Annotated in this window: 22 protein-coding genes; 17 read left to right on the top strand and 5 right to left on the bottom strand. The window is 65.1% G+C overall.

The annotated features are described in order from the left end of the window. The first annotated feature begins 125 nt into the window (after positions 1-125). From cobA to EGM87_RS02225, 6 genes are all read left to right on the top strand, one after another. On the top strand, positions 126-914 hold the full coding sequence (gene cobA, locus EGM87_RS02250; protein WP_025549393.1) for a uroporphyrinogen-III C-methyltransferase: 789 nt from the start codon (positions 126-128) through the stop codon (positions 912-914). Then, on the top strand, positions 911-1,207 hold the full coding sequence (locus tag EGM87_RS02245; RefSeq protein ID WP_025549394.1) for a DUF2849 domain-containing protein: 297 nt from the start codon (positions 911-913) through the stop codon (positions 1,205-1,207). Before cobA ends, EGM87_RS02245 begins: the two co-directional genes overlap by 4 nt. A gap of 3 nt (positions 1,208-1,210) precedes the next feature. Beyond that, positions 1,211-2,842, top strand: a complete 1,632-nt coding sequence (locus EGM87_RS02240; protein ID WP_137709181.1) for a nitrite/sulfite reductase — start codon at positions 1,211-1,213, stop codon at positions 2,840-2,842. Next, positions 2,835-3,275 carry a DUF934 domain-containing protein gene (locus EGM87_RS02235; protein ID WP_137709182.1) on the top strand — a complete coding sequence of 147 codons (441 nt, stop codon included), beginning with the start codon at positions 2,835-2,837 and terminating at the stop codon, positions 3,273-3,275. The genes EGM87_RS02240 and EGM87_RS02235 overlap by 8 nt, the downstream gene beginning before the upstream one ends. Then, entirely contained in the window at positions 3,268-4,059 is a 792-nt protein-coding gene (locus tag EGM87_RS02230; protein ID WP_025549397.1) for a phosphoadenylyl-sulfate reductase, read from the top strand. Before EGM87_RS02235 ends, EGM87_RS02230 begins: the two co-directional genes overlap by 8 nt. A gap of 204 nt (positions 4,060-4,263) precedes the next feature. After that, on the top strand, positions 4,264-4,659 hold the full coding sequence (locus tag EGM87_RS02225; protein ID WP_025549398.1) for an MAPEG family protein: 396 nt from the start codon (positions 4,264-4,266) through the stop codon (positions 4,657-4,659). A gap of 104 nt (positions 4,660-4,763) precedes the next feature. On the opposite strand, the gene EGM87_RS02220 is transcribed toward EGM87_RS02225, so the two are convergent. Further along, positions 4,764-6,245: a replicative DNA helicase gene (locus EGM87_RS02220; protein ID WP_025549399.1), complete on the bottom strand. Its 1,482-nt coding sequence runs from the start codon at positions 6,243-6,245 to the stop codon at positions 4,764-4,766. 122 nt (positions 6,246-6,367) lie between these two features. Here EGM87_RS02220 and EGM87_RS02215 point away from each other — a divergent pair, with 122 nt between their 5' ends. From EGM87_RS02215 to EGM87_RS02190, 6 genes are all read left to right on the top strand, one after another. Then, positions 6,368-6,850 carry a UPF0262 family protein gene (locus tag EGM87_RS02215; protein WP_025549400.1) on the top strand — a complete coding sequence of 161 codons (483 nt, stop codon included), beginning with the start codon at positions 6,368-6,370 and terminating at the stop codon, positions 6,848-6,850. 32 nt (positions 6,851-6,882) lie between these two features. Beyond that, positions 6,883-7,548, top strand: coding sequence for a glycoside hydrolase family 25 protein (locus tag EGM87_RS02210; protein ID WP_025549401.1), 666 nt, complete (start codon positions 6,883-6,885; stop codon positions 7,546-7,548). After that, positions 7,545-8,003: a cytidine deaminase gene (locus EGM87_RS02205; protein WP_044661885.1), complete on the top strand. Its 459-nt coding sequence runs from the start codon at positions 7,545-7,547 to the stop codon at positions 8,001-8,003. The genes EGM87_RS02210 and EGM87_RS02205 overlap by 4 nt, the downstream gene beginning before the upstream one ends. Before the next feature lie 6 nt (positions 8,004-8,009). Continuing rightward, entirely contained in the window at positions 8,010-8,564 is a 555-nt protein-coding gene (dcd, locus tag EGM87_RS02200; protein ID WP_044661884.1) for a dCTP deaminase, read from the top strand. Positions 8,565-8,607: 43 nt separating this feature from the next. Beyond that, positions 8,608-9,372 carry a metallophosphoesterase gene (locus tag EGM87_RS02195; RefSeq protein ID WP_137709183.1) on the top strand — a complete coding sequence of 255 codons (765 nt, stop codon included), beginning with the start codon at positions 8,608-8,610 and terminating at the stop codon, positions 9,370-9,372. 185 nt (positions 9,373-9,557) lie between these two features. After that, entirely contained in the window at positions 9,558-12,344 is a 2,787-nt protein-coding gene (locus EGM87_RS02190) for a TonB-dependent receptor plug domain-containing protein (protein ID WP_137709184.1), read from the top strand. 294 nt (positions 12,345-12,638) lie between these two features. Here EGM87_RS02190 and EGM87_RS02185 read toward each other — a convergent pair whose 3' ends face one another. After that, on the bottom strand, positions 12,639-13,334 hold the full coding sequence (locus EGM87_RS02185) for an anti-sigma factor family protein (RefSeq protein WP_137709185.1): 696 nt from the start codon (positions 13,332-13,334) through the stop codon (positions 12,639-12,641). Further along, the gene (locus EGM87_RS02180; RefSeq protein WP_044663090.1) at positions 13,331-13,819 is read right to left on the bottom strand and encodes an RNA polymerase sigma factor; all 489 of its coding nucleotides are present in this window, start codon (positions 13,817-13,819) and stop codon (positions 13,331-13,333) included. The genes EGM87_RS02185 and EGM87_RS02180 overlap by 4 nt, the downstream gene beginning before the upstream one ends. A 91-nt stretch (positions 13,820-13,910) precedes the next feature. On the opposite strand from EGM87_RS02180, the gene EGM87_RS02175 reads away from it, so the two are divergent. The 3 genes from EGM87_RS02175 to EGM87_RS02165 all read left to right on the top strand — a co-directional run bounded on the left by EGM87_RS02175 (position 13,911) and on the right by EGM87_RS02165 (position 16,714). After that, positions 13,911-15,233 (top strand): S8 family serine peptidase, encoded by a 1,323-nt coding sequence (locus EGM87_RS02175; RefSeq protein WP_137709186.1) that lies wholly within the window; start codon positions 13,911-13,913, stop codon positions 15,231-15,233. A 99-nt stretch (positions 15,234-15,332) separates the two neighbouring features. Beyond that, positions 15,333-16,016, top strand: a complete 684-nt coding sequence (locus EGM87_RS02170; RefSeq protein ID WP_137709187.1) for a hypothetical protein — start codon at positions 15,333-15,335, stop codon at positions 16,014-16,016. 281 nt (positions 16,017-16,297) lie between these two features. Continuing rightward, a complete protein-coding gene (locus EGM87_RS02165; RefSeq protein ID WP_137709188.1) occupies positions 16,298-16,714 on the top strand; it encodes a hypothetical protein in 417 nt (138 codons plus the stop codon). A gap of 284 nt (positions 16,715-16,998) precedes the next feature. Here EGM87_RS02165 and ctrA read toward each other — a convergent pair whose 3' ends face one another. Both ctrA and EGM87_RS02155 read right to left on the bottom strand, forming a co-directional pair. Further along, complete coding sequence (gene ctrA, locus EGM87_RS02160; RefSeq protein ID WP_025549663.1) at positions 16,999-17,706, bottom strand: response regulator transcription factor CtrA; 708 nt, start codon at positions 17,704-17,706, stop codon at positions 16,999-17,001. A 209-nt stretch (positions 17,707-17,915) separates the two neighbouring features. Beyond that, a complete protein-coding gene (locus EGM87_RS02155; RefSeq protein ID WP_044661877.1) occupies positions 17,916-18,809 on the bottom strand; it encodes a LysR family transcriptional regulator in 894 nt (297 codons plus the stop codon). 107 nt (positions 18,810-18,916) lie between these two features. Between EGM87_RS02155 and EGM87_RS02150 the strand changes: the two genes are divergently transcribed. Continuing rightward, a complete protein-coding gene (locus EGM87_RS02150; RefSeq protein WP_044661876.1) occupies positions 18,917-19,636 on the top strand; it encodes a pirin family protein in 720 nt (239 codons plus the stop codon). Between the two features lie 125 nt (positions 19,637-19,761). Continuing rightward, positions 19,762-20,361, top strand: a complete 600-nt coding sequence (wrbA, locus tag EGM87_RS02145; protein ID WP_061936259.1) for an NAD(P)H:quinone oxidoreductase — start codon at positions 19,762-19,764, stop codon at positions 20,359-20,361. Positions 20,362-20,504: the final 143 nt, after the last annotated feature.

Raw genomic sequence — 20,504 nt, 5'->3', positions numbered from 1 at the left:
GGCCGGGTGGTCTGGCAGCAGAGCGACGGGGCGACAGGATCAAATCGATCCTCCCCAAATTTTCCTTCGCCCTGGCCAACGCATTCTGAATTGAAACCGCGGGCTGTTTTCGCCATCTGCCCAACATGGCTGAAACTCCCATTGCCACTGTCACCCTTGTCGGCGCCGGTCCGGGCGACCCGGAACTCCTGACGCTGCGCGCCGCGCGGCTGATCGGCGAGGCCGAGGTGATCGTGCATGACGGGCTGGTTTCCGGCGAGATCCTGGCGCTCGCCTCCCCACGGGCCGAACTGATCTCTGTCGCCAAGCAGCGCAGCCGTCATTCGGTGCCGCAGGACGGGATCAATGCCCTGCTGGTCGAACTGGCGCTCGCCGGGCGCAGGGTCGTGCGGCTGAAGGGCGGCGATCCCTTCATCTTCGGCCGTGGCGGCGAAGAAATGGAAGCCTGCCGCGCCGCCGGGGTGCCGGTGGAGGTCGTGCCGGGGATCAGCGCCGCCATCGGCTGCGCCGCGCAGGCGCAACTGCCCCTCACCCATCGCGACGCGGCAAGCGCGGTCAGCTTCGTGGCCGGGCAATGCAAGGGGCTGACCGATCAGGACTGGTCCGGGCTGGCGGGCGCGGGACGCACGCTCGTCATCTATATGGGCGTGGCGACGGCGACGGACATTGCCGACAAGCTGATGGCCGACGGCGTGTCGCCGGCCATTCCCGTGGCCGTGCTGGAAAACGGCACGCGCGCCGACATGCGGACGCTGCGCACCCTGCTTGCCGATCTGGGCGAGATGGTCGCGCGGGAGAAGGTGAAAAGCCCTGCCCTGATTGTGGTCGGGGAGGTTGCGGCCTATGCGCTGGCGCAGGATGTGCTGGCCGGCTGGGCCGCGCAGGAGACATTTGGGGCGGAGACTGACAAGTGAAGATTTTGACCGGCAATGACCTCGGCACCGGGGACGTGATCTGGTGGGCGGGCGACGGCTGGTCGCGGCAGGTCGGCGATTCCGTCGACGTGGGCGACAAGGGCGAGGATCTGGCCCGGGCGGAGGAAGCCGCACTGCGGGTCGTGGGCGCCTATGTGATCGATGCGACCGTGACCGAAGAAGGCGTGCGCCCCGCGCATATCAAGGACCGCATCCGCGCCCTGGGACCGACGGTGCGCCCCGACCTGACGCTGAAACCGAATGACGCCGATGCCGGCAACTGGGTGATCTGAACCATGTATCGTTACGACAGCTACGACCAGTCCATCGTCGACGCCCGCGTCGAGGAGTTTCGCGACCAGACCCAGCGCCGCTTGGCCGGACAACTGACGGAGGACCAGTTCAAGCCGCTGCGGCTGATGAACGGCCTCTATCTCCAGTTGCACGCCTATATGCTGCGCGTCGCCATTCCCTATGGCACGCTGAGCGGCCGGCAGATGCGCAAGCTGGGCGAGATCGCGGCGAAATATGACAGGGGCTATGGCCACTTCACCACGCGCCAGAACCTGCAATATAACTGGATCAAGCTGGCCGATGCGCCGGACATCCTTGCCGAACTGGCGACGGTCGAGATGCATGCCATCCAGACCAGCGGCAATTGCATCCGCAATATCTCGTCCGACCAATATGCCGGGGTTTCGGCGGACGAAGTGGCCGACCCGCGTCCCTGGGCGGAACTGTTGCGCCAATGGTCGACCTTCCATCCCGAATTCACCTATCTGCCGCGCAAGTTCAAGATCGCGGTGATCGCGAGCGAGGATGACCGTTCCGCCATGCGCCTGCACGACATCGGCCTGAAGCTGGTGTCGCGCGACGGCCGGACAGGCGCGGAAGTCTATGCCGGCGGCGGCATGGGTCGCACGCCCATGGTTGCGCCGCTTATCAGGGACTTCGTGCCCGAAGATGAGATCATCTCTTATCTGGAGGCGTGCCTGCGCGTCTATAATCGCTATGGCCGGCGCGACAACAAGTACAAGGCGCGGATCAAGATCCTGGTCCATGAACTGGGCGTCGAGGAATATAAGCGGCAGGTCGAGGAGGAGTTCGCCCATATGCGGACGCTGGGCCTCAACCCGCCGACCGAGGAACTGGACCGAATCCGCGCCTATTTCGCCGGCCCCGCCTATGAAACGGGCCTTGAGGACAGCATCGACCGCAGCGATCCGGCCTTCGCCCTTTGGGTGGACCGTCAGGTCGCGGCGCACAAGCAGCCGGGCTATGCCATCGTCAACATCAGCCTGAAGCCGCGCGGCGGCATTCCGGGCGATGCCTCGGCGGAGCAGATCGCGCTGGTTGCGGACCTGGCCGAACAATATTCGCTCGACGAGCTGCGCGTCACCCATGCGCAGAATCTGGTCCTGCCGCATGTGAAGAAGGCGGACCTCCATGCCATCTGGCAGAAGCTGGACGAGGCTGGCCTTGCCGAGGCCAATCTGGACCTGATCACCGACATCATCGCCTGTCCGGGCCTGGATTATTGCAGCCTCGCCAATGCCCGCTCCATCCCGCTGGCGCAGAAGCTGTCGGAACGGTTCGCCGCGGCCGACCGGCAGAAGGAACTGGGCGAGCTGAAGGTCAAGATTTCCGGCTGCATCAATGCCTGCGGCCATCATCATGCCGGCCATATCGGCGTGCTGGGCGTGGACCGGAAGGGCGTGGAGAATTTCCAGCTTTCGCTCGGCGGGTCGGGCGCGGAGGATGCGAGCGTCGGACAGATCACCGGCCCCGGCTTTTCGGAGGACGGCGTGGTCGACGCGATCGAGAAGGTCACCAACCTCTATCTCGAACAGCGGGAGGAGGGCGAACGCTTCCTCGACACCTATCGCCGTCTTGGCATGAAGCCCTTCAAGGAGGCGATCTATGGTTGAGTTCCTGTCCTTCCGCGAAGGCGAAACCGGCCAGGAACCGGCGGTCACGGTCGAATCCTTCACCGGCCAGTCCAATTCGACCGCCGTCCGGATCGAAGCGGGCGAGGATGCCCGCGAGTTGCTGCCCCATCTGGAAAGGCTGTCGCTGGTGGAGGTGAACTTCCCGGCTTTCGGCGACGGACGCGGCTATTCGGCGGCGCGGATATTGCGCGAGGCCGGCTATCAGGGCGAACTGCGCGCCGTGGGCGATGTGCTGGTGGACCAGATCGTCGCGATGCGCCGCTGCGGCTTCGACAGCTTCCGGCCCGACAAGGCGCTGGACGATGCCGCCGTGGAGCGCGCGCTCCATCGTTATGACGACGTCTATCAGAAGACGATCGATGGCCGCCGCCCCATCTGGGCGAAACGGCACCCGGAGACTATAAATGGCTGAACCTGCCCGCCAGCTCGACGTGATCGACGCCCGCCCCGCCTTTACCCAGGCGGATGCGGATGCGCTCAACGCGCGCTTCGAGGGCGTCGACACGCTGTCGATGCTCAAGACCGTCTTTGCCGAGGGGCTGGCGGGCAATGTCGCCGTCGTCTCCTCCTTCGGTACGGAAAGCGCGGTGCTGCTGTCGCTGGTGGCCAAGGCGGACAGGACCGTGCCAGTGATCTTCGTCGACACGCTCAAGATGTTCCGCGAGACGCTGGATTATCGCGAAACGCTGATCAGCACGCTGGGCTTTACCGACAGCCGGGCGGTCGTGCCCGATGCGGAGGTGCTGGCGAAGAAGGACGAGACGGGGCTGCGCTGGTCCTACGACCCCGACGGCTGCTGCGAAATCCGCAAGGTCGAGCCGATGAACCGCGCCAAGGATGGACTGGATGCGTGGATTTCCGGACGCAAGGCGTTCCAGTCGGTGACGCGGCAGAACCTGCCCCGTTTCGAGGTCGAGGACGGCCGGCTGAAGATCAACCCGCTGGGCGACTGGACGAAGGACGATCTGGAAGCCTGGTTCGAGGCGGAGAAGTTGCCGCGCCATCCGCTGGAGGCGCAGGGCTATCTGTCCATCGGTTGCGAACCGTGCACGTCCAAGGTGCTGCCGGGCGAAGATCCCCGCGCCGGGCGCTGGCGCGGGTGGGACAAGGTCGAGTGCGGCATTCACTCGCCGGTGACGCCGATCCCCTCCCCCGCGGCCGATCCGGACGATCCGGCCAACCAGCCGGTGTTCTGACCGAAAAGGCGGTTGCGTCGAGAATATCCCGACTCGTGGGAATATTGCGCTCTTCCGAATCCTCCCGTTGCGAAAAGAGGGCCTATGGCCCCGATGATGGGCGCGGGCGGCCAATCCGCCGCCTACTGCAATCGAGACTTATGGCGCGGACCATGCGGGCGCGATATGGTCGGCGGTCATGACAGACTGAGCGGAGGACGAGATATGGCCGTCGAGCTGAAGATATTGGCGTGGAGTTGCGTGCTGCTGCTGGTCCACATCTTCGCGGCGGCGCATATCAAGACGCGGCAATATGGCACCAAATGGAACATGGGCGCGCGGGATGAGGAATTGCCGCCGCTCGATCCCGTCGGCGGGCGGCTGGTGCGGGCGCAGGCGAATTTCCTCGAAACCTATCCGATCGCGATCATCGTGCTTCTGGGCGTGGTGATCGCGGGGAAAACCAGCGGAACGACAGCCCTTGGCGGGTGGCTCTGGCTGGGGGCGCGGGCGGTTTACCTGCCGCTGTACGGCATGGGCATTCCCATGGTGCGGACCATTGCCTATCTCGTCAGCCTGGTGGGGCTGGCGCTGGTGTTCCAGGCTTTTGTTTCGGGCTAGTATGTGTGGGGATGCAGCCAATGGCGGGCTGCAAATGGCGGTTTTCCGAACTTCCGGCGGTCACATATTTTTAGCACGCTGCGGCTTGTGAAAGGCCCCTGGCTCTATTCGTAATCCTCCAGATAGCTGCCCTCCGCCAGGTCGGAGAAGCGGGTGATCTTCGCGTCGAACTTCATGCGGATGCGCCCGGTCGAACCATGGCGCTGCTTGGCCACGATCACCTCGGCCAAGCCGTAGATGCGCTCCATTTCCTGCGCCCATTCCAGATGTTCGGGGCTTTCCTTGTTCCCCGGCTCCTTCGCGGCGACATAATAATCCTCGCGGAAGACGAACCAGACCATGTCCGCGTCCTGTTCGATAGAGCCCGATTCACGAAGGTCCGATAGCTGGGGCCGCTTGTCCTCGCGCTGTTCGACGGCGCGGCTGAGCTGGGACAAGGCCAGAACCGGGCAGTTAAGTTCCTTCGCCAAGGTCTTCAGACCACGGGAAATTTCCGAAATCTCGTTGACGCGATTGTCGCCCTTTCCGGTGCCCTGGAGCAGTTGGAGATAGTCGACCACGACGAAGCCGATGTCATGCCGCCGCTTCAACCGGCGGGCGCGGGTGCGCAGCGCGGCGATGGTCAGGCCCGGCGTGTCGTCGATGAACAGCGGCAGTTCCTGCAATTCCCGCGCCGCACGGGAGAGGTTCTGGAAATCGGCGCGGCTGATCTTGCCCATGCGCAGCGCTTCGCCGCTGATGCCCGACTGTTCGGCCAGAACGCGGGTGGCGAGCTGGTCGGCGGACATTTCCAGGCTGAAGAAGGCGGTCTTCGCGCCCATATTCTTTTCCGGCGGAATGCCGTCGGCATTGTCGCGCAGCCAGCGCGAGGCGGCATTATAGGCGATGTTGGTCGCCAGCGACGTCTTGCCCATGCCCGGACGACCCGCGAGGATCATGAGGTCCGAATTGTGCATGCCGCCGATCTTTTCGTTCAGGCTGTTGATGCCGGTGGTGATGCCCGAAACATGCCCGCCGCTGTTGAGCGCGCGCTCCGCGATCTGGACCGCCATGGTGGTGGCCGTGGCGAAGCTCTTGACCGACCCGGTCTCCCCCTCCCCCTCCGACACCTTGTAAAGCGCGACCTCGGCCTGCTCGATCTGTTCGCGAGGGTTTACGTCCTCGCTGGTATCCAGAGCGTTTTCAACGAGTTCGCGGCCGACATGGACAAGCTGCCGCAGCAAGGCAAGGTCGTAGATCTGCGTGGCGAAGTCGCGGGCGCCCAGCAGCGCCGCGCCATTGCCCGTCAGTTGCGCCAGATAGCCGACGCCGCCCAGTTCCTTGAGCGCCGGGTCCTGCTCCAGCATCGGTTTCAGCGTCACCGGGTTGGCGACCATGTCGCGCTCGACCAGCTTCATCACGGATTCGTAGATGCGGCCGTGCAGGGGCTCGAAGAAATGCTCCGGCTTGAGCTTGAGCTGCACATCCTCGGCAATGCGGTTGTCGATCATCAGCGCGCCCAGCAGGGCGGCCTCCGCCTCCACATTGCGGGGGAGTTCGGTGATGCCGGCTTCTGCGGCGGGGGTGATTTGCACGAGTTCGACCATTGCCCCCTCATCGCGCCGAGCAACCGCCCTTGCAAGGCGGAACGTTGAAAGCATTCGGAAAAGCTGTGGACAAGAGTCCCCCTTGCTTTTCGGCGCGTGTCGCCGCACTGACCATAGCGTCCATGGCCGATCCGCGCATCATCGATATCACGCTCGACGAGCGGACGATCCTCTGGCGCAATGCCGATGTGGAGCAGGAACGGCGCATCGCCATCTTCGACCTGCTGGAGGACAATTATTTCGAGCCGCAGCGCAGCCATGAGGACGGCTATGCCGGCCCCTACAAGGTGCACCTGCGTGTCGAGGAAGGCCGGCTGGTCATAGAGATACGTCGGGAAAATGGCGATCCGCTGGAGGCGATCATCCTGAGCCTGGGCCGGTTCCGCCGCCCGATCCGGGACTATTTCGCGATCTGCGACAGCTATTACCAGGCGATCAGCAACGCATCGCCACAGCAGATCGAAACGGTGGACATGGCACGCCGGGGCATCCACAATGCCGCCGCCGAGACGCTGATCGAGCGGCTGGACGGCAAGATCAAGGTCGATTTCGATACGGCCCGTCGCCTGTTCACGCTGATCTGCGTCCTGCACATCAAGGGGTAAGGGGCATCCGTATCATCAGTGCCGGCCATTTCATGGCCCGTTTTTGCTTGTTTCTTGCCGTCCTGGGCCTGATGGCCCTGGGCGGATGGCTCTATGCGCGCGAATGGGCGCCGGATCGGGAGGCGTTTCCGACCCAGGGCGTGTCGGTATCGTCGGACAATGGCTCCATCGACTGGGGCACGCTGGCGGCGCAGGGGGCGGATTTCGCCTATATCCGCGCCTCGCGCGGCGGGCGCTTGCGCGATCCGGCCTTCGAGGCGAACTGGGCAGGCGCGCGGGCGGCGGGGCTGCGCTATGGCGCGGCGCTGGATTTCAGCCTGTGCGCCAGGGCTTCGGAACAGGCGACAGGCTTCATGACCATGGTTCCGCGGGACAATGCCGCGCTGCCGCCGGTGATCAGGCTGGCGTTCGAGCCGGGCTGCCGGGCGCGGCCGGGGCAGGACGCGGTGCTGTCGGAACTGAATACGCTGATCAACCTGATCGAGAGTCATGCGGGCACGCCGGTCCTGCTCAACGTCAGCGACGATTTCGACGCGCAATATGCCATTGCATCGGGGATCAACCGGACCTTATGGCTGGACCGCAATTTCTTCGCGCCCGATCGCGAGAAGCGCAAATGGGTGATGTGGACAGCCAATGATATGCGGCATATCGACGGCATCGACGGACCGGTGCGATGGGATGTGATGGCGCGATGAATGCGACGGAAAAGCTGATCGGGGCGGCGCGGACGGCGATGCGCCATGCGCACGCGCCCTACAGCCGCTTCGCCGTGGGCGCGGCGGTGCGGCTGACCGACGGGCAGATCGTGACCGGCTGCAATTTCGAGAATGCGAGCTACGGCCTGTCGCTCTGCGCCGAAACGGTGGCGCTGGCGGCGGCCAACGCGCAGGGCCGCCTTGCCGATGTGGAAGCGATCGCGGTCGTGGGCGGCGCCATGGGGCCGGACGGCTCCGTATCGGGAGACGCCATCGTCACCCCCTGCGGCCGGTGTCGCCAGATCATGAACGAAGCCGAGCAGATGGCCGGGCGCACGCTTGCCATTTACTGCGCGGCGCCGGAAGGAGACGCGCTGGCCGAACATCGCGTCGCCGAACTCCTGCCCCATGCCTTCGGCCCCGCCGATTTGGGCATCACCCCCAGAAAGAGCTGAACAGCCATGTCGATATTGTCGGATAAGTGGATTCGCGAACAGGCCCGGACCAGCGGCATGATCGAGCCGTTCGTGGAAAGCCAGCGGCGCGACGGCTGCATCAGCTATGGCCTCTCCTCCTACGGCTATGACGCGCGGGTGGCGGACGAATTCAAGATCTTCACCAATGTCGACAGCGCCGTGGTCGACCCCAAGGATTTCGCCGCCAACAGCTTCGTCGACCGCAAGACCGATGTCTGCATCATCCCGCCCAACAGCTTCGCGCTGGCGCGGACGGTCGAATATTTCCGGGTGCCCCGCGACGTGCTGGTGATCTGCCTTGGCAAGTCCACCTATGCGCGTTGCGGCATCATCGTGAACGTGACGCCGCTGGAGCCGGGCTGGGAAGGGCATGTGACGCTGGAATTTTCCAACACCACGCCGCTGCCCGCCAAGATCTACGCCAATGAGGGCGCGTGCCAGTTCCTGTTCCTTAAGGGCAACGAGCCGTGCGAGACCAGCTATGCCGACCGCGCGGGCAAATATATGGGGCAGCAGGGCGTCACATTGCCGCGCCTGTAACGCTGTGCGACAGTGGCGGCATGATGTGTGAGGCAAGCCCGCCATGCTGATGCCGTTCCGCAGGCGGAAGGCGCGGGACGATGCGCCCTCCCCCAGCGTGGGCGGCGACAGGCGCGTCTATGCCATAGGCGACATTCACGGCCGCGACGACCTTTTCGCCCAATTGCTGGACCGGATCGCTCTGGACGAGGCGGAGCGCGATCCCCTGCCCCGGCTGCTGGTCCTGCTGGGCGATCTGGTCGACCGGGGCCCGCAGTCGCGGCAGGTGGTGGAAAGGGCGATGGGCCTGGCGCGCTCGACCGGCGACATCCGCTTCCTCAAGGGCAACCATGAGGAGATGTTCATCGCAGCCGCCCGCGGAAAGGCGCAGGCGGCGCGCCTCTTCCGCCGATATGGGGGGGTGGAGACGCTGGCCAGCTACGGCCTGCGGGCGGAGGACAGCGCGCTTATGAGCGACGAGGCGATGGCGCAGTGGATGCTGGCCCATGTGCCCCGCGATCATGTCGATTTCCTGGACGACTTTGCCGATATGCTGCCGCTTGGCGACTATCTCTTCGTCCATGCGGGGGTGCGGCCTCGCGTTGCGCTTGATGCCCAGATTCCTGCCGATCTGCGGTGGATCAGGGGCGATTTCCTGAACCATGGGCGACATTTCGGCAAGATGATCGTCCATGGCCACAGCATCAGCGAGGATGTGGATGTGCAGCCCAACAGGATCGGCATCGACACCGGCGCTTTCCGCAGCGGCCGATTGACCGCGATCGGGTTGGAAAAGGACCGGCGCTGGTTTCTGCGGACCAGCGCCTGATCCGGGCTGAGCGCCATTTGTAATATTATGATAAGATAATCTCATTTCCCGCTGATTTCCTGATCCTTTATCGGTCGCATCCGATCGTTCCTGTCCGCCGCTCCGGAATGGATGGCGGGTCGGGACCTTTTCTTCGTTGGAAGATGTCGGAACGGCAAAAGCCGTCTGCAACAGGGGAACAATCGATGCGCATTCGCCATGCACTGGCGGGGTTCGCCCTCGCCACATGCCTTGTTTTGCCCACGGAGCTGATGGCCTCCTCGAAAATGGACGCCACCCTGTCGCAGCGGCACAAGTTCGACATCGCCCCGCAGCCGCTGAGCAGCGCCCTGCGCCAGCTTTCGACCCAGTCGGGCGTGCGCATCCTCTTCCCCTATGACGAGGTCGCGTCGATCCGCAGCCGGCGCGTGCAGGGCTGGCTGTCGACCGAAGACGCGCTGGAACGGCTGCTGGCCGGAACCGCGCTCAAGCATAGCGAAGCGGGCGTCGGCGTCGTCGCCCTCGCCGTGCCGGCCAACCGCACCGTCGCCCATCGCAGTCCGCTGGCGGTCCAGCTTGCGCAGGTCGGCGTGGCGGGGGCGTCGGCGGCCCCGGTCGCCATGGCGCCCGCCGATGGGGACGATGCCTCGGCCCCGATCATCGTCACGGGAACCCGCCAGACCACGCGCACCGTCGCGGAGAGCCTGGCGCCCATCGACGTGCTGAGCGCCAAGGACCTGGAGGCGAGCGGCAAGCAATCGGTGCGCGACCTGCTGGGCACGCTGGTGCCGTCGATCAACGTGTCGAACAGCGGCGCGGGCGCCAGCTTCGCCGTCAAGACGCTGTCGCTGCGCGGCCTTGCGGGCGACCAGTTGCTGGTGCTGGTGAACGGCAAGCGGCGCCACAATACGGCGACCCTGTTCATCAACGGCACGACCCAGAACGGCCAGTCGCCGCCCGACCTGGACCTTATCCCCTCCTCCGCCATCGAGCGGATCGAGGTGCTGCGCGACGGGGCGTCGGCGCAATATGGGTCCGACGCGATCGCAGGCGTGGTCAACATCCTGCTGAAGAACGATGCCAGCGGCAGCGCGTCCTTCCTGGGCGGGGCCACGGCGGACGGCGGCGGCGAACAGGGCCGGTTCCAGATCAGCAAGGGCTTCGGCATCGGGGACGGTGGCCATGTCCATTTCACGCTGGACGCCTTCCTTCAGGGCCGCACCTATCGCAGCGCGCCCAATCCGGGCCAGTTCTATGCGCGGGTGGGACAGCTCTATTCATCGGCCACGGGTGTGCTCGACCCGCGTGAGGCGACCGTCGATCGCGACGTGAACCGGGGCGGGCAGCCGCAGGTGTCGGGCATCAACTTCGCCTATGACCTGTCGCTGCCGGTGAGCGATCAGGTCGAACTTTACCTGTTCGGCACGGCGTCGCGCCGGCATAGCGACGCCTGGCTGACCTATCGCTTCCCCGACGCGCCGAACAACATCCCCGAACTGTTCCCCAATGGCTACAGCCCGCATCTCCACATCTATGACGAGGACTTCCAGACTGCGGCGGGGCTGCGCGGCGACCTGTCCGACACATTCCATTACGATCTGTCCAGCAGCTTTTCCCGCAACTGGGTGAAATATCGGGAAAGCTCGGTCATCAACGCCTCGCTCGGTCCGGCCAGCCCGACCGACATGTATATCGGCGCCGTCACGTCGAAGGAGTGGACCACCAATCTCGACCTTCAGAAGACGGTCGATCTGGGGCTGGCCGAACCGTTGCTGGTGGCGCTGGGCGCGGAATATCGCTGGAACGGCTATGCCATCGGTGCGGGCGACCCCGTTTCCTATATCGACGGCGGATACCGGTCGACCACCGGCCCCAATGCCGGTGTGCTGCGGACATCCGGGTCGCAGGGGGTTACGGGTTTCCCCCTCTCCTCCGCCGGGAAATGGAGCCGCGACAATTGGAGCGCCTATCTGAACCTGGAACAGCAGGTCGTGGAGGGGTTCGAGGTCGCGCTGGCCGGGCGGCATGAGGATTATTCCGACTTCGGCACCACCGACACCGGCAAGGCGTCGGTGCGGATCGAGCCGGTGCGCGGCCTGGCGCTGCGCGGCACGGCCAGCACCGGCTTCCGCGCGCCGACCCTGCAACAGCAGCATTATTCCTCCGCCAGCACGATCAATGTCGGCGGCGTGTTGCTGCCCGTATCCGCACTGCCGGTCGATTCCGCCGCGGCCGTCGCGCTTGGCGCCACGGCCCTGAAGCCGGAAAAGTCCAGAAACCTTTCGGCCGGCATCGTCCTCACGCCGACACCGCGCCTCAACATCACGGTCGACGCCTATCAGATCAAGATCAGGGACCGCATCCTGCTGTCCGAAACCCTGCAGGGCCCGCTCGTGCGCAGCGTACTGGCGGCGGCGGGCATCACATCCTCGGCGGGCGGCTTCTACTTCTCCAACGCCGCCGACACCCGGACGCGGGGGCTGGACGTGGTCAGCACCTGGCGGGCGGCCCTGGGCGACTGGGGCAATGCGCTGTTCAGCCTGTCGGCCAATTTCAACAAGACCGTCTTCACCCATGTCGATGCCGTGCCGCCGGTACTGGCCAATTCCCAGCTGGTGCTGATCGGCCGGTCGAAACAGGGCGACTTCACCAAGGGCACGCCGCGCGACAAGTTCATCGCCAACATCCTCTGGACCAAGGGGCCTGCCAGCCTGAACCTGCGCGCCACGCGCTACGGCAAGGTGACGATGGTCCATCCGACCACGCCTTCCCTGGATGCGGAAATCGATCCCAAGGTCATCTTCGACCTGGAACTGGGGATGGAACTGCGCAAGGGCATCAAACTGACGGCCGGGGCGAACAATCTGTTCAACAGCTATCCCGACAAGCTGCCCACTTCGCTACAGGGCAACGGCTTTTCCCTTTACAACCAATATTCGCCCTATGGGACCAGCGGCGGATTTTATTATGGGCGGTTGAATTTCGAGTTCTGAGCGAAGCGGCCATGGGGATGCGTTAGCCTGTTCCTGCTGTGCCATTGGGCTGGCTTTGGCCATTTTAAGACCTTCCTCCTCCCTTGAGGAAGAAGGACAGGAAGCTTTGGGGGCGAAGGGGGCTGGGTTGATTGGTAAGGGGAAAGCGGGCCTGCTGCCCGCGCGATCCCCTGGATCGCGACCCCCTCACCCAGCTACGACTAAGGCAGCAAGCTGCCAAGTCTGCGCAGCCCTCTCCCTCAAGGGAGAGGGATAAAGCGGGTGTCCGATACCACCCTTCCTTCAGCCGCTATCCTATTGCCACCGCCTGTCCTTCGCCGCCTTCTCCTGCGCGGCATCGAGGGGAGAGCCGTCCATCAAGGCATCGACAGTCGCCATAAGACGCGCATCGCCCGAGGATGCCTGCCGATAAGCCCCTTCCCGTCCCGCGCCCGGCACGAGCTGCTGCACCTGCCAGCCTTGCCCCTCGCGGCAGGCGACGCCCGACAGGGCCTGCCCTTCGAAGCTGCGGCACCATCCGCCGCCCTTGCGCCGGAAGCTGAGGCCGATGCGGATCGGCGCTTCCTCCTGCGCGGAAGCGAGCTGGGTTTCGAGCGCCGACGCCAACTCGCCCTGTGCGACCATCGTGCCCCGCTCTATTGAAATCGGACCGTCGCTCCCGCCGGAAAAATGCCCGACGCCAAGCCCCAGCAGCAGGCTCGCGGCGATGGCGCCGCCCATGACCCAGGCGCGCCGGCGCGCCTGGACCGGACGGGGGAACGGGACGACCTTCGCATCCTCCTGCAACAAGGTCCGCATCGCGGCCGGCACAGGCTCGGCTTCGATGGGCGCATAATGGCCGGCCAACCGCTCCCGCAGGCGAACATGCATGTCGAGCCGCGCAGCCAGCGCCGGGTCTTCCGCCACGGCACGTTCGACGCGCCGCCGGTTCACCTCGTCCAGTTCGCCGTCGACAAAGGCGATCAGCATGGCTTCGTCCATGTCCGTCATGCCGCTTCCCCCAGCAGTTCGATCAAAGCGCCGCGCCCGCGCACCAGCCGCGAGGTCAGCGTGCCCATCGGAATGTCCAGCACCTCCGCCGCTTCCCGGTAGGACAGCCCCTCCACCAGCACGAGCGCGATAGCCTCCCGCTGCTCGTCGGGCAGGCTTTGCATCGCGCGGTCGACATCGGACAGCATGACATGCGCCTCCACATCGCGGTCGCCCGCATGGCCGACATGCTCGCCCGCCTCCTCCGGCGCGAAGGTGCGGGCGGCGCGCTGCCGGGAGCGGCCCTCGTCGATCCACAGATTGCGCATGATCCGATACATCCAGCTATCCAGTCTCGTCCCCGGCTGCCATTGATCGCGTGCCCGGAGCGCCTTTTCCAACGCCGCCTGGCAGAGATCGTCCGCATCGGCGCGATCCCGCGACAGGCTGGCGGCGAAGCGCCGCAGCCGGGGCAGGATCGCCAACAGATCGCTTTCGAACGACATCCGGTCTCCATTCAGCTTCCTGAAGGATGAAACGGCTGCCGCCGCACGTTTCATCCCTGAGCATGGATCTTGTATCGGAAATTTTTTCGCAATGAATCATTTTGAGAGCGAAAGGACCGGAAGGCAGTCTGATGGTGGAAGTGCCGGCGGTGGAGAGGTCGAGATGAAATTCGCGCGTCGATGGATCGTTGCCGGCCTGCTTCTGACCGCACCGGGCGCGCAGGCGCAGTTGCTGCCTTCGCCGGGCAGCACCCTGGGTCAGGTGAGCGGCCAGGCAGGCGGCATCGTGCCGCATGTGATGGATCGGGTGGAAGGAACGCTCGACCAGGCCGGGCTTGACCGGCTGCCGCCTGCCCGGCTGGCCGACCGGCTGTTGGCGGCGCGGGCGGCGCGGATCGACGATCTGGTGCGGCGGCATGCCGATTCGGTGGAACTGGACGACCGGCGCGAACCGGCGCGGCGCGGCGTCATATTGCTGACCGGGGCGCGGCCGGAAAGCATCGCCGCGCTGCGTTCCGCCGGCTATGGCGTGGAAGATGCCGCCATAGAGGGGCTGGACCTTGCCGTGACCCGCCTGACCGTGCCGCAGGGCCGCAGCCTGTCGCGTGCGTTGAAGCAGGTCCGGTCCCTCGCCCCGGAAGCGCAGGCCAGTGCCGACAATCTCTATTTCCCCAGCGGCGCTTCCATGGGTCTTGCCGCCGCCGCGCTTGTGGAAACCGCGTCGGTTGGGGGCAAGGCGGCGGGGCTGATCGACGGCGGGGTGGCCCGGCACCCCAGCCTGACCGGCCCGATCGAACAGCGGGGTTTCGCCCGAGGGGCTCCCCGCGCCAGCGCGCACGGGACGGCGGTCGCCTCCCTCATCAGCGGGACGGGCAGTATAAGGGGCGCAGCGCCCGGCGCGCCCCTGCTGGTGGCCGATGTCTATGGCGACGACCCGGCGGGCGGCAGCGCCTTCGCCATGGCGCGTGCGCTTGGCTGGATGGCGGCGCGCGGGGCCGATGTCGTGACGGTGAGCCTGGTGGGCCCGGACAATCCCCTGCTGGCCGGCGCCATCCGACTGGCGCGGGAACGTGGCGTGTCCGTGGTCGCGGCGGTCGGCAATGACGGGCCGGCCGCGCCGCCGGCCTATCCGGCATCCTATGCCGGGGTGATCGCCGTCACCGGCATTGACGGGCGGGGCCGCGTCCTGCCCGAGGCGGGGCGGGCCCGTCATGTGGATTTCGCCGCACCGGGGGCGGACATGAATGCGGCCCGGGCCGACGGCGGCAAGGGTAAGGTCCGCGGTACATCCTTCGCTGCGCCGCTGGTGGCGGGACGGCTGTTCGCCAAGGGCAGCGTGGCGGCCCTGCGGGCGGAGGCGAAGCGGGGCTCCGGCCTTAGCATCATTTGCGGTACTTGCAGAAATAATGATTGATTTTCAATGATTTGAAGTTTTTTCCGACATTTTGGGATTAAATCCGATCGCCGTCGCGTTGTCCTGTCATCGGATCGACAACGAACAAGGAGACGATCGATGAAAGTCAAGTTCCTGATTGCAACCGCCGCTCTTGCCGCCCTGACGGCCGCGCCCGCCTCTGCCCAGTTGCTGGGCGGCGGTGGCGGCGGCATGCTGGGCGGTGGCCTGGGCGGCGCGCTGGGTGGCGCGGGCGGATCGTTGGGCGGCACGCTCGGCGGATCGGGCGGCGTCGGCCTCGACCGCAGCATCGACCTGGAGAATGGCCGTGTCGGCGCCAGCGGTTCGGGCCATGGCAGCGGCAGCGGTTCCGCCTCCGGATCGGTCAGCCGCCATGGCAAGAGCCGCAGCGGCAGCGCTTCGGGCTCCGCCAGCGGATCGGCAGGCGGCAGCCTGACGGCCGACACGCTGGGGACAGGCGATGTGCGCAATGCCGTGGGCGGCCTGCGCGACCAGGCCGGCAACACGGCCGGCGCGGCGCGGGACCGGGCCGCTGGAACCGTCGCCGAAACCAAGGACCGCGCCAGCGCCACCGCAGGAGCAGCGCGGGACCGCGCCGCCAACGCCGTGAGCCGGACACATTCGGCAGCAGGCAATGCCGCCGGCAGCGCCGCGGGCGCGGCCAACGGTGCGGCGAACGGCGCGAGCGGCCTGGGGTCCGTCGATGCTTCCGGACAGCTTTCGGGCAGCGGACAGGCTTCGGGTTCGGCCAGCTCGGCCGCTTCGGATCAGGCGGCCAACTGACCTCGCCCGGAGGCGACATATCCCCGACCGGCTTTCAGCCGCATTGCCGCCTCACCGCCTGATCGAAGGCCGGCGACCCTTATCGGGCCGCCGGCCTTCCCTCTTTCTGAACGAAACGCTAAAAGCCTTTGATATAAATGGTTTAAGATGATGGCGCTTTTCATGGCGCGCCTGAATGTCTACACCGTCATTTCATATGGGTCCGGCCGGCAGTGCCGAATGGAGCCAAGGGTCGCCATAGGTGCGTCGCGGCACCAGATATTGAAGAGATACGGGACTGAATGTCCGTTTCGGATTCCGATTTCGCCTCCAAGCGGCTGCATGACCGCCAGCGTCGGCTGCTGAAGGCGCGCATGCGTCATCCGGATTATGGCGAGATCGACATCCTCGTTCGCGACGTGTCGGAAATGGGTCTTGGCGGGCGGTGCGAGTTCGACCTTGCCGTGGGGGAAAGCGTCGTCATCCTCCTGCCCGACTGCCGACCGGCGCAGGGAAAGATCGCATGGCGGAAGGGACAGAGCTTCGGCGTGCATCTGGAGGCGCAGATCAATCCGGAGGTGGTGAAAAGTCGCGCCCCCGCCGATCGCCCGGCTGAGGGGTATCAGGTGCCCGAGGCGTTCCGGCCATCGGCGGAGACGAAGCGGCCCGGATTCCGGACGCGGTTACAGGGGCCGGACACCAACAATGAATGGCGGTGATTTCGCTTCTGCCCTGAGCAGGCGATCCGCATTCGGCCGTTTGGATTGCGCGACGTTCATTTGCTGCGTCCAATTTAACGCAGCGCGCTCCAGAGCGGATTCCTATCCGATTGCATCGGCCCGACTGATCTAAGTTTTTGTTTTGTCGCGTTTTCCGAGTCAGCAGATGATTCCATCTGCCTGGGAAACGCTCCAGGAGCCCGTCCCGTAGAGGCGCAAAAATGAAAAAGGCCGCCGATCCTGTCGGGATCGCCAGCCTTTTCTTCCTGTCGCAATGGCTCGGATCAGGCGACTTTGGTCGCGAATTCCTCCGCCTCGTCCGGATCGCGCAGCACATAGCCGCGGCCCCAGACGGTTTCGATGTAATTCTCCCCGCCGCAGGCCAGCGCCAGCTTCTTGCGCAGCTTGCAGATGAAGACGTCGATGATCTTGAGTTCGGGCTCGTCCATGCCGCCATAAAGGTGGTTCAGGAACATTTCCTTGGTCAGCGTCGTGCCCTTGCGGAGCGAAAGCAGCTCCAGCATCGCATATTCCTTGCCGGTCAGGTGGACGCGGTTGCCGTCCACCTCCACCGTCTTGGCGTCCAGGTTGACCGCCAGCTTTCCAGTGCGGATGACCGACTGCGAATGGCCCTTGGACCGGCGCACGACCGCATGGATGCGGGCGATCAGTTCCTCGCGGTGGAACGGCTTGGTCACATAATCGTCGGCGCCGAAGCCGAAGGAGCGGACCTTGCTGTCCATTTCCGCCACGCCGGACAGGATCAGCACCGGCGTCTGCACCTTCGCCGCGCGGAGCTTCTTGAGCACGTCATAGCCATGCATGTCCGGCAGGTTCAGGTCCAGGCAGATGATGTCGTAGTCATAGAGCTTGCCGAGGTCGAGACCCTCTTCGCCAAGGTCGGTCGTATAGACGTTGAACCCCTCCGTCGTGAGCATCAGCTCGATCGCCTTCGCGGTTGTCGGTTCGTCTTCGATTAGCAGCACGCGCATGTGAAGCCCCTTTGCGTAGCAGTCCCGTTCACCCCCAGAGAACGACGGCCGCTCCAATTCATTAACCAAAAAACTTCTGAAGGACAAAGGTTAATTTTTCGCTAACCGGCAGGAATCCGCGAGTCGTGGGATTTTGAATCTGTTTTCAACATTTTGCAGCCGAAATGATTCAGATGGAGTCAAGATGGATTCACCTGTGGAACGAGTCCTCAACAGCCATGATGGCGGGTAAGGAAATCGAGCACGGCGTCCACCCGGGCCGGCCGCAGACGCGATGGCGGCGTGACCAGGTGGATGCCGAATGGCGGCGGCCGCCAATCGACCAGAATCTCCTCCAGTTCGCCCGATGCAAGCGCGTCCCCGACAATGAAATCGGGCAGCCGGGCAATGCCGACGCCGGTGCGCAGCGCGGGCAGCATCGCCTCTCCGCTGTTGACCGTCAGCCGGGCGCGCACCTGCACCACGACATTCTGCTGGCCGGGGCCGGAAAAGCGCCAGACGTCGGGCGTCGGGGTATTGGAATAGCAGAGGCAATCATGGCTGCCGAGGTCGGACGGATGGGTGGGGCGTCCCCTTTCCGCCAGATAGGCGGGCGACGCCACGACATGCAGCTTGACGTCGGCCAGGCGCCGGGCGCGGAGCGAGCTGTCCGGCATGTCGGCAATGCGGATGGTCGCATCCAGGCCCATTTCCACCAGGTCGATGCGCGCATCGGACAGGTGGAGGTCGATGTCCACCTGCGGGTTCTGCTTCGTGAATTCGGCGACCAGCGGCGCGACGCGAAGCAGGCCGAAGGTCATCGGCGCGCCCAGCCGGACCGTGCCGGAAAGTTCGGCCGTTTCGTCCCTCGCCGCTTCCTCCGCCGCCTGCCCTTCCGACAGGATGCGCGCCGCATGCTCGGCCAGCCGCTTGCCGCTTTCGGTAAGGGCCAGGCGGCGGCTGGTGCGGCTGAACAGGCTGGTATCCAGATGCTGCTCCAGCCGCGTCACCGCCTTGGACACGGTGGCCTTGGAAACGCTCAGCGCCTTGGCCGCGTCGGTGAAGCTGCGATGCTCGACCACGGCGGCGAACATCGCCCATGCCTCGAAATCGGGAAGACGCATAAGGAAACAATCCGTTTCAATGCTGCTTATTCAAGAAACGATCCTGATCGCTAGATTGGCGGAAAGCAAGCCGGAACCTTCCGGCAACGCAATCGAAAGGCCTGAATATGAGCACGACAGTCGGGAGCCGCATCGAACGCCGCCCCTTCGCGTCCCTCGGTCATGCCGACCATGGCTGGCTGAACGCGCGGCACCATTTTTCCTTTGCGGACTATCATGATCCCGCCCGCATGAACTGGGGCGCGATCCGGGTCTGGAACGATGATGAGATCGGCCCCCGCTCCGGCTTTCCGCCGCATCCGCATGCGGACATGGAGATCATCACCTATGTCCGCAAGGGCGCGATCACCCATCAGGACAGCCTGGGGAACAGGGGCCGGACCGAGGCCGGCGACGTCCAGGTGATGAGCGCGGGCACCGGCATCCGCCATGCCGAATATAATCTGGAAGAAGAGACGACGACGCTCTTTCAGATCTGGGTCACGCCCCGCTGTCGCGGCGGCCAGCCGAGCTGGGGCGCCAAGCCCTTTCCGAAGGGCGACCGGTCCGGCAAGCTGGTGGTCCTGGCAAGCGGCCATGCCGAGGATGTGGAAGCGCTGCGCATCCGCGCCGACGCCCGTCTGCTGGGCGGCACCGTCAGGGCGGGCGAAAGCGTGACCTACGACAGTGCCGAAGGACGTCATCTCTATCTGGTTCCGGCGACCGGGCGGGTCGAGATCGACGGCCAGATCTTCGAGGCGCGTGACGGCGCTGCGATCATCGGCGGCGCGCCCATCACCATCAAGGCGATCGAGGACGCCGAAATCGTCCTGGTGGACAGCGAATAAGGTCCGTCCCCTTCCCCCGGACGGGCCGAAAGGCCGCCCGCGCTTCTCCCCCCTCCCTCTGCGCGGGCGGCCGATTTTTTCGAAACCTTTTTACGATCAATGCATTAGACGAAATGGAGATACTCATGGCAAAGGTTCTGGTTCTCTACTACTCCTCCTACGGCCACATCGAGACGATGGCGAAGGCCGTGGCGGAAGGCGCGGCGGCTGCCGGCGCGCAGGTCGACATCAAGCGCGTGCCGGAGACGGCACCGCTGGAAGTGGCGCAAGCCGCTCATTTCAAGCTCGATCAGGAAGCGCCGGTCGCCACTGTCGCGGAACTGGCGGATTATGACGCGATCATCATCGGCACCGGCACCCGTTTCGGCCGCATGTCCAGCCAGATGGCGGCCTTCCTCGACCAGGCAGGCGGCCTCTGGGCGCGCGGTGCGCTGAACGGCAAGGTGGGCGGCGCTTTCACCTCGACGGCCAGCCAGCATGGCGGGCAGGAGACCACCCTGTTCTCGATCATCACCAACCTGCTGCATTTCGGTCTGGTGATCGTCGGCCTGGACTATGGCTTTGCGGGACAGATGGGCGTCGATAAGGTCCGCGGCGGATCACCCTATGGCGCCACCACGCTGGCGGATAGCGACGGCAGCCGCCAGCCCGGCGAGGAAGAACTGGAGGGCGCACGCTATCAGGGCCGGCGCGTTGCGGAAACGGCACTGAAACTGCACGGATAACGCATCGCTGCGCCGTCTGTACGGTGCAGTCGTTGAGAGCCTTGGGTCGCAAGGCATCAACGCAAATGGGGGGCCGGCGCATGGGACTGCGCGCCGGCTCCCTTTATTTTCGGTTTTACGGGAAGTGGCCAGTGCAAGATCTT

Origin of the sequence: Sphingobium sp. RSMS (genome assembly GCF_005406185.4) — a bacterium.
In the GTDB taxonomy this organism is placed as follows: Bacteria; Pseudomonadota; Alphaproteobacteria; order Sphingomonadales; family Sphingomonadaceae; genus Sphingobium; species Sphingobium fuliginis.
This window is presented reverse-complemented; position numbering and strand designations above follow the sequence as displayed.

What these genes read in the sequence shown, in the direction of transcription:
- cobA (WP_025549393.1), top strand. Translation starts at nt 126, where the DNA reads ATGGCTGAAACTCCCATTGCCACTGTCACCCTTGTCGGCGCCGGTCCG.
- EGM87_RS02240 (WP_137709181.1), top strand. Translation starts at nt 1,211, where the DNA reads ATGTATCGTTACGACAGCTACGACCAGTCCATCGTCGACGCCCGCGTC.
- EGM87_RS02235 (WP_137709182.1), top strand. Translation starts at nt 2,835, where the DNA reads ATGGTTGAGTTCCTGTCCTTCCGCGAAGGCGAAACCGGCCAGGAACCG.
- EGM87_RS02230 (WP_025549397.1), top strand. Translation starts at nt 3,268, where the DNA reads ATGGCTGAACCTGCCCGCCAGCTCGACGTGATCGACGCCCGCCCCGCC.
- EGM87_RS02225 (WP_025549398.1), top strand. Translation starts at nt 4,264, where the DNA reads ATGGCCGTCGAGCTGAAGATATTGGCGTGGAGTTGCGTGCTGCTGCTG.
- EGM87_RS02220 (WP_025549399.1), bottom strand. Translation starts at nt 6,245, where the DNA reads ATGGTCGAACTCGTGCAAATCACCCCCGCCGCAGAAGCCGGCATCACC.
- EGM87_RS02215 (WP_025549400.1), top strand. Translation starts at nt 6,368, where the DNA reads ATGGCCGATCCGCGCATCATCGATATCACGCTCGACGAGCGGACGATC.
- EGM87_RS02210 (WP_025549401.1), top strand. Translation starts at nt 6,883, where the DNA reads ATGGCCCGTTTTTGCTTGTTTCTTGCCGTCCTGGGCCTGATGGCCCTG.
- EGM87_RS02205 (WP_044661885.1), top strand. Translation starts at nt 7,545, where the DNA reads ATGAATGCGACGGAAAAGCTGATCGGGGCGGCGCGGACGGCGATGCGC.
- dcd (WP_044661884.1), top strand. Translation starts at nt 8,010, where the DNA reads ATGTCGATATTGTCGGATAAGTGGATTCGCGAACAGGCCCGGACCAGC.
- EGM87_RS02195 (WP_137709183.1), top strand. Translation starts at nt 8,608, where the DNA reads ATGCTGATGCCGTTCCGCAGGCGGAAGGCGCGGGACGATGCGCCCTCC.
- EGM87_RS02190 (WP_137709184.1), top strand. Translation starts at nt 9,558, where the DNA reads ATGCGCATTCGCCATGCACTGGCGGGGTTCGCCCTCGCCACATGCCTT.
- EGM87_RS02185 (WP_137709185.1), bottom strand. Translation starts at nt 13,334, where the DNA reads ATGACGGACATGGACGAAGCCATGCTGATCGCCTTTGTCGACGGCGAA.
- EGM87_RS02180 (WP_044663090.1), bottom strand. Translation starts at nt 13,819, where the DNA reads ATGTCGTTCGAAAGCGATCTGTTGGCGATCCTGCCCCGGCTGCGGCGC.
- EGM87_RS02175 (WP_137709186.1), top strand. Translation starts at nt 13,911, where the DNA reads ATGAATCATTTTGAGAGCGAAAGGACCGGAAGGCAGTCTGATGGTGGA.
- EGM87_RS02170 (WP_137709187.1), top strand. Translation starts at nt 15,333, where the DNA reads ATGAAAGTCAAGTTCCTGATTGCAACCGCCGCTCTTGCCGCCCTGACG.
- EGM87_RS02165 (WP_137709188.1), top strand. Translation starts at nt 16,298, where the DNA reads ATGTCCGTTTCGGATTCCGATTTCGCCTCCAAGCGGCTGCATGACCGC.
- ctrA (WP_025549663.1), bottom strand. Translation starts at nt 17,706, where the DNA reads ATGCGCGTGCTGCTAATCGAAGACGAACCGACAACCGCGAAGGCGATC.
- EGM87_RS02155 (WP_044661877.1), bottom strand. Translation starts at nt 18,809, where the DNA reads ATGCGTCTTCCCGATTTCGAGGCATGGGCGATGTTCGCCGCCGTGGTC.
- EGM87_RS02150 (WP_044661876.1), top strand. Translation starts at nt 18,917, where the DNA reads ATGAGCACGACAGTCGGGAGCCGCATCGAACGCCGCCCCTTCGCGTCC.
- wrbA (WP_061936259.1), top strand. Translation starts at nt 19,762, where the DNA reads ATGGCAAAGGTTCTGGTTCTCTACTACTCCTCCTACGGCCACATCGAG.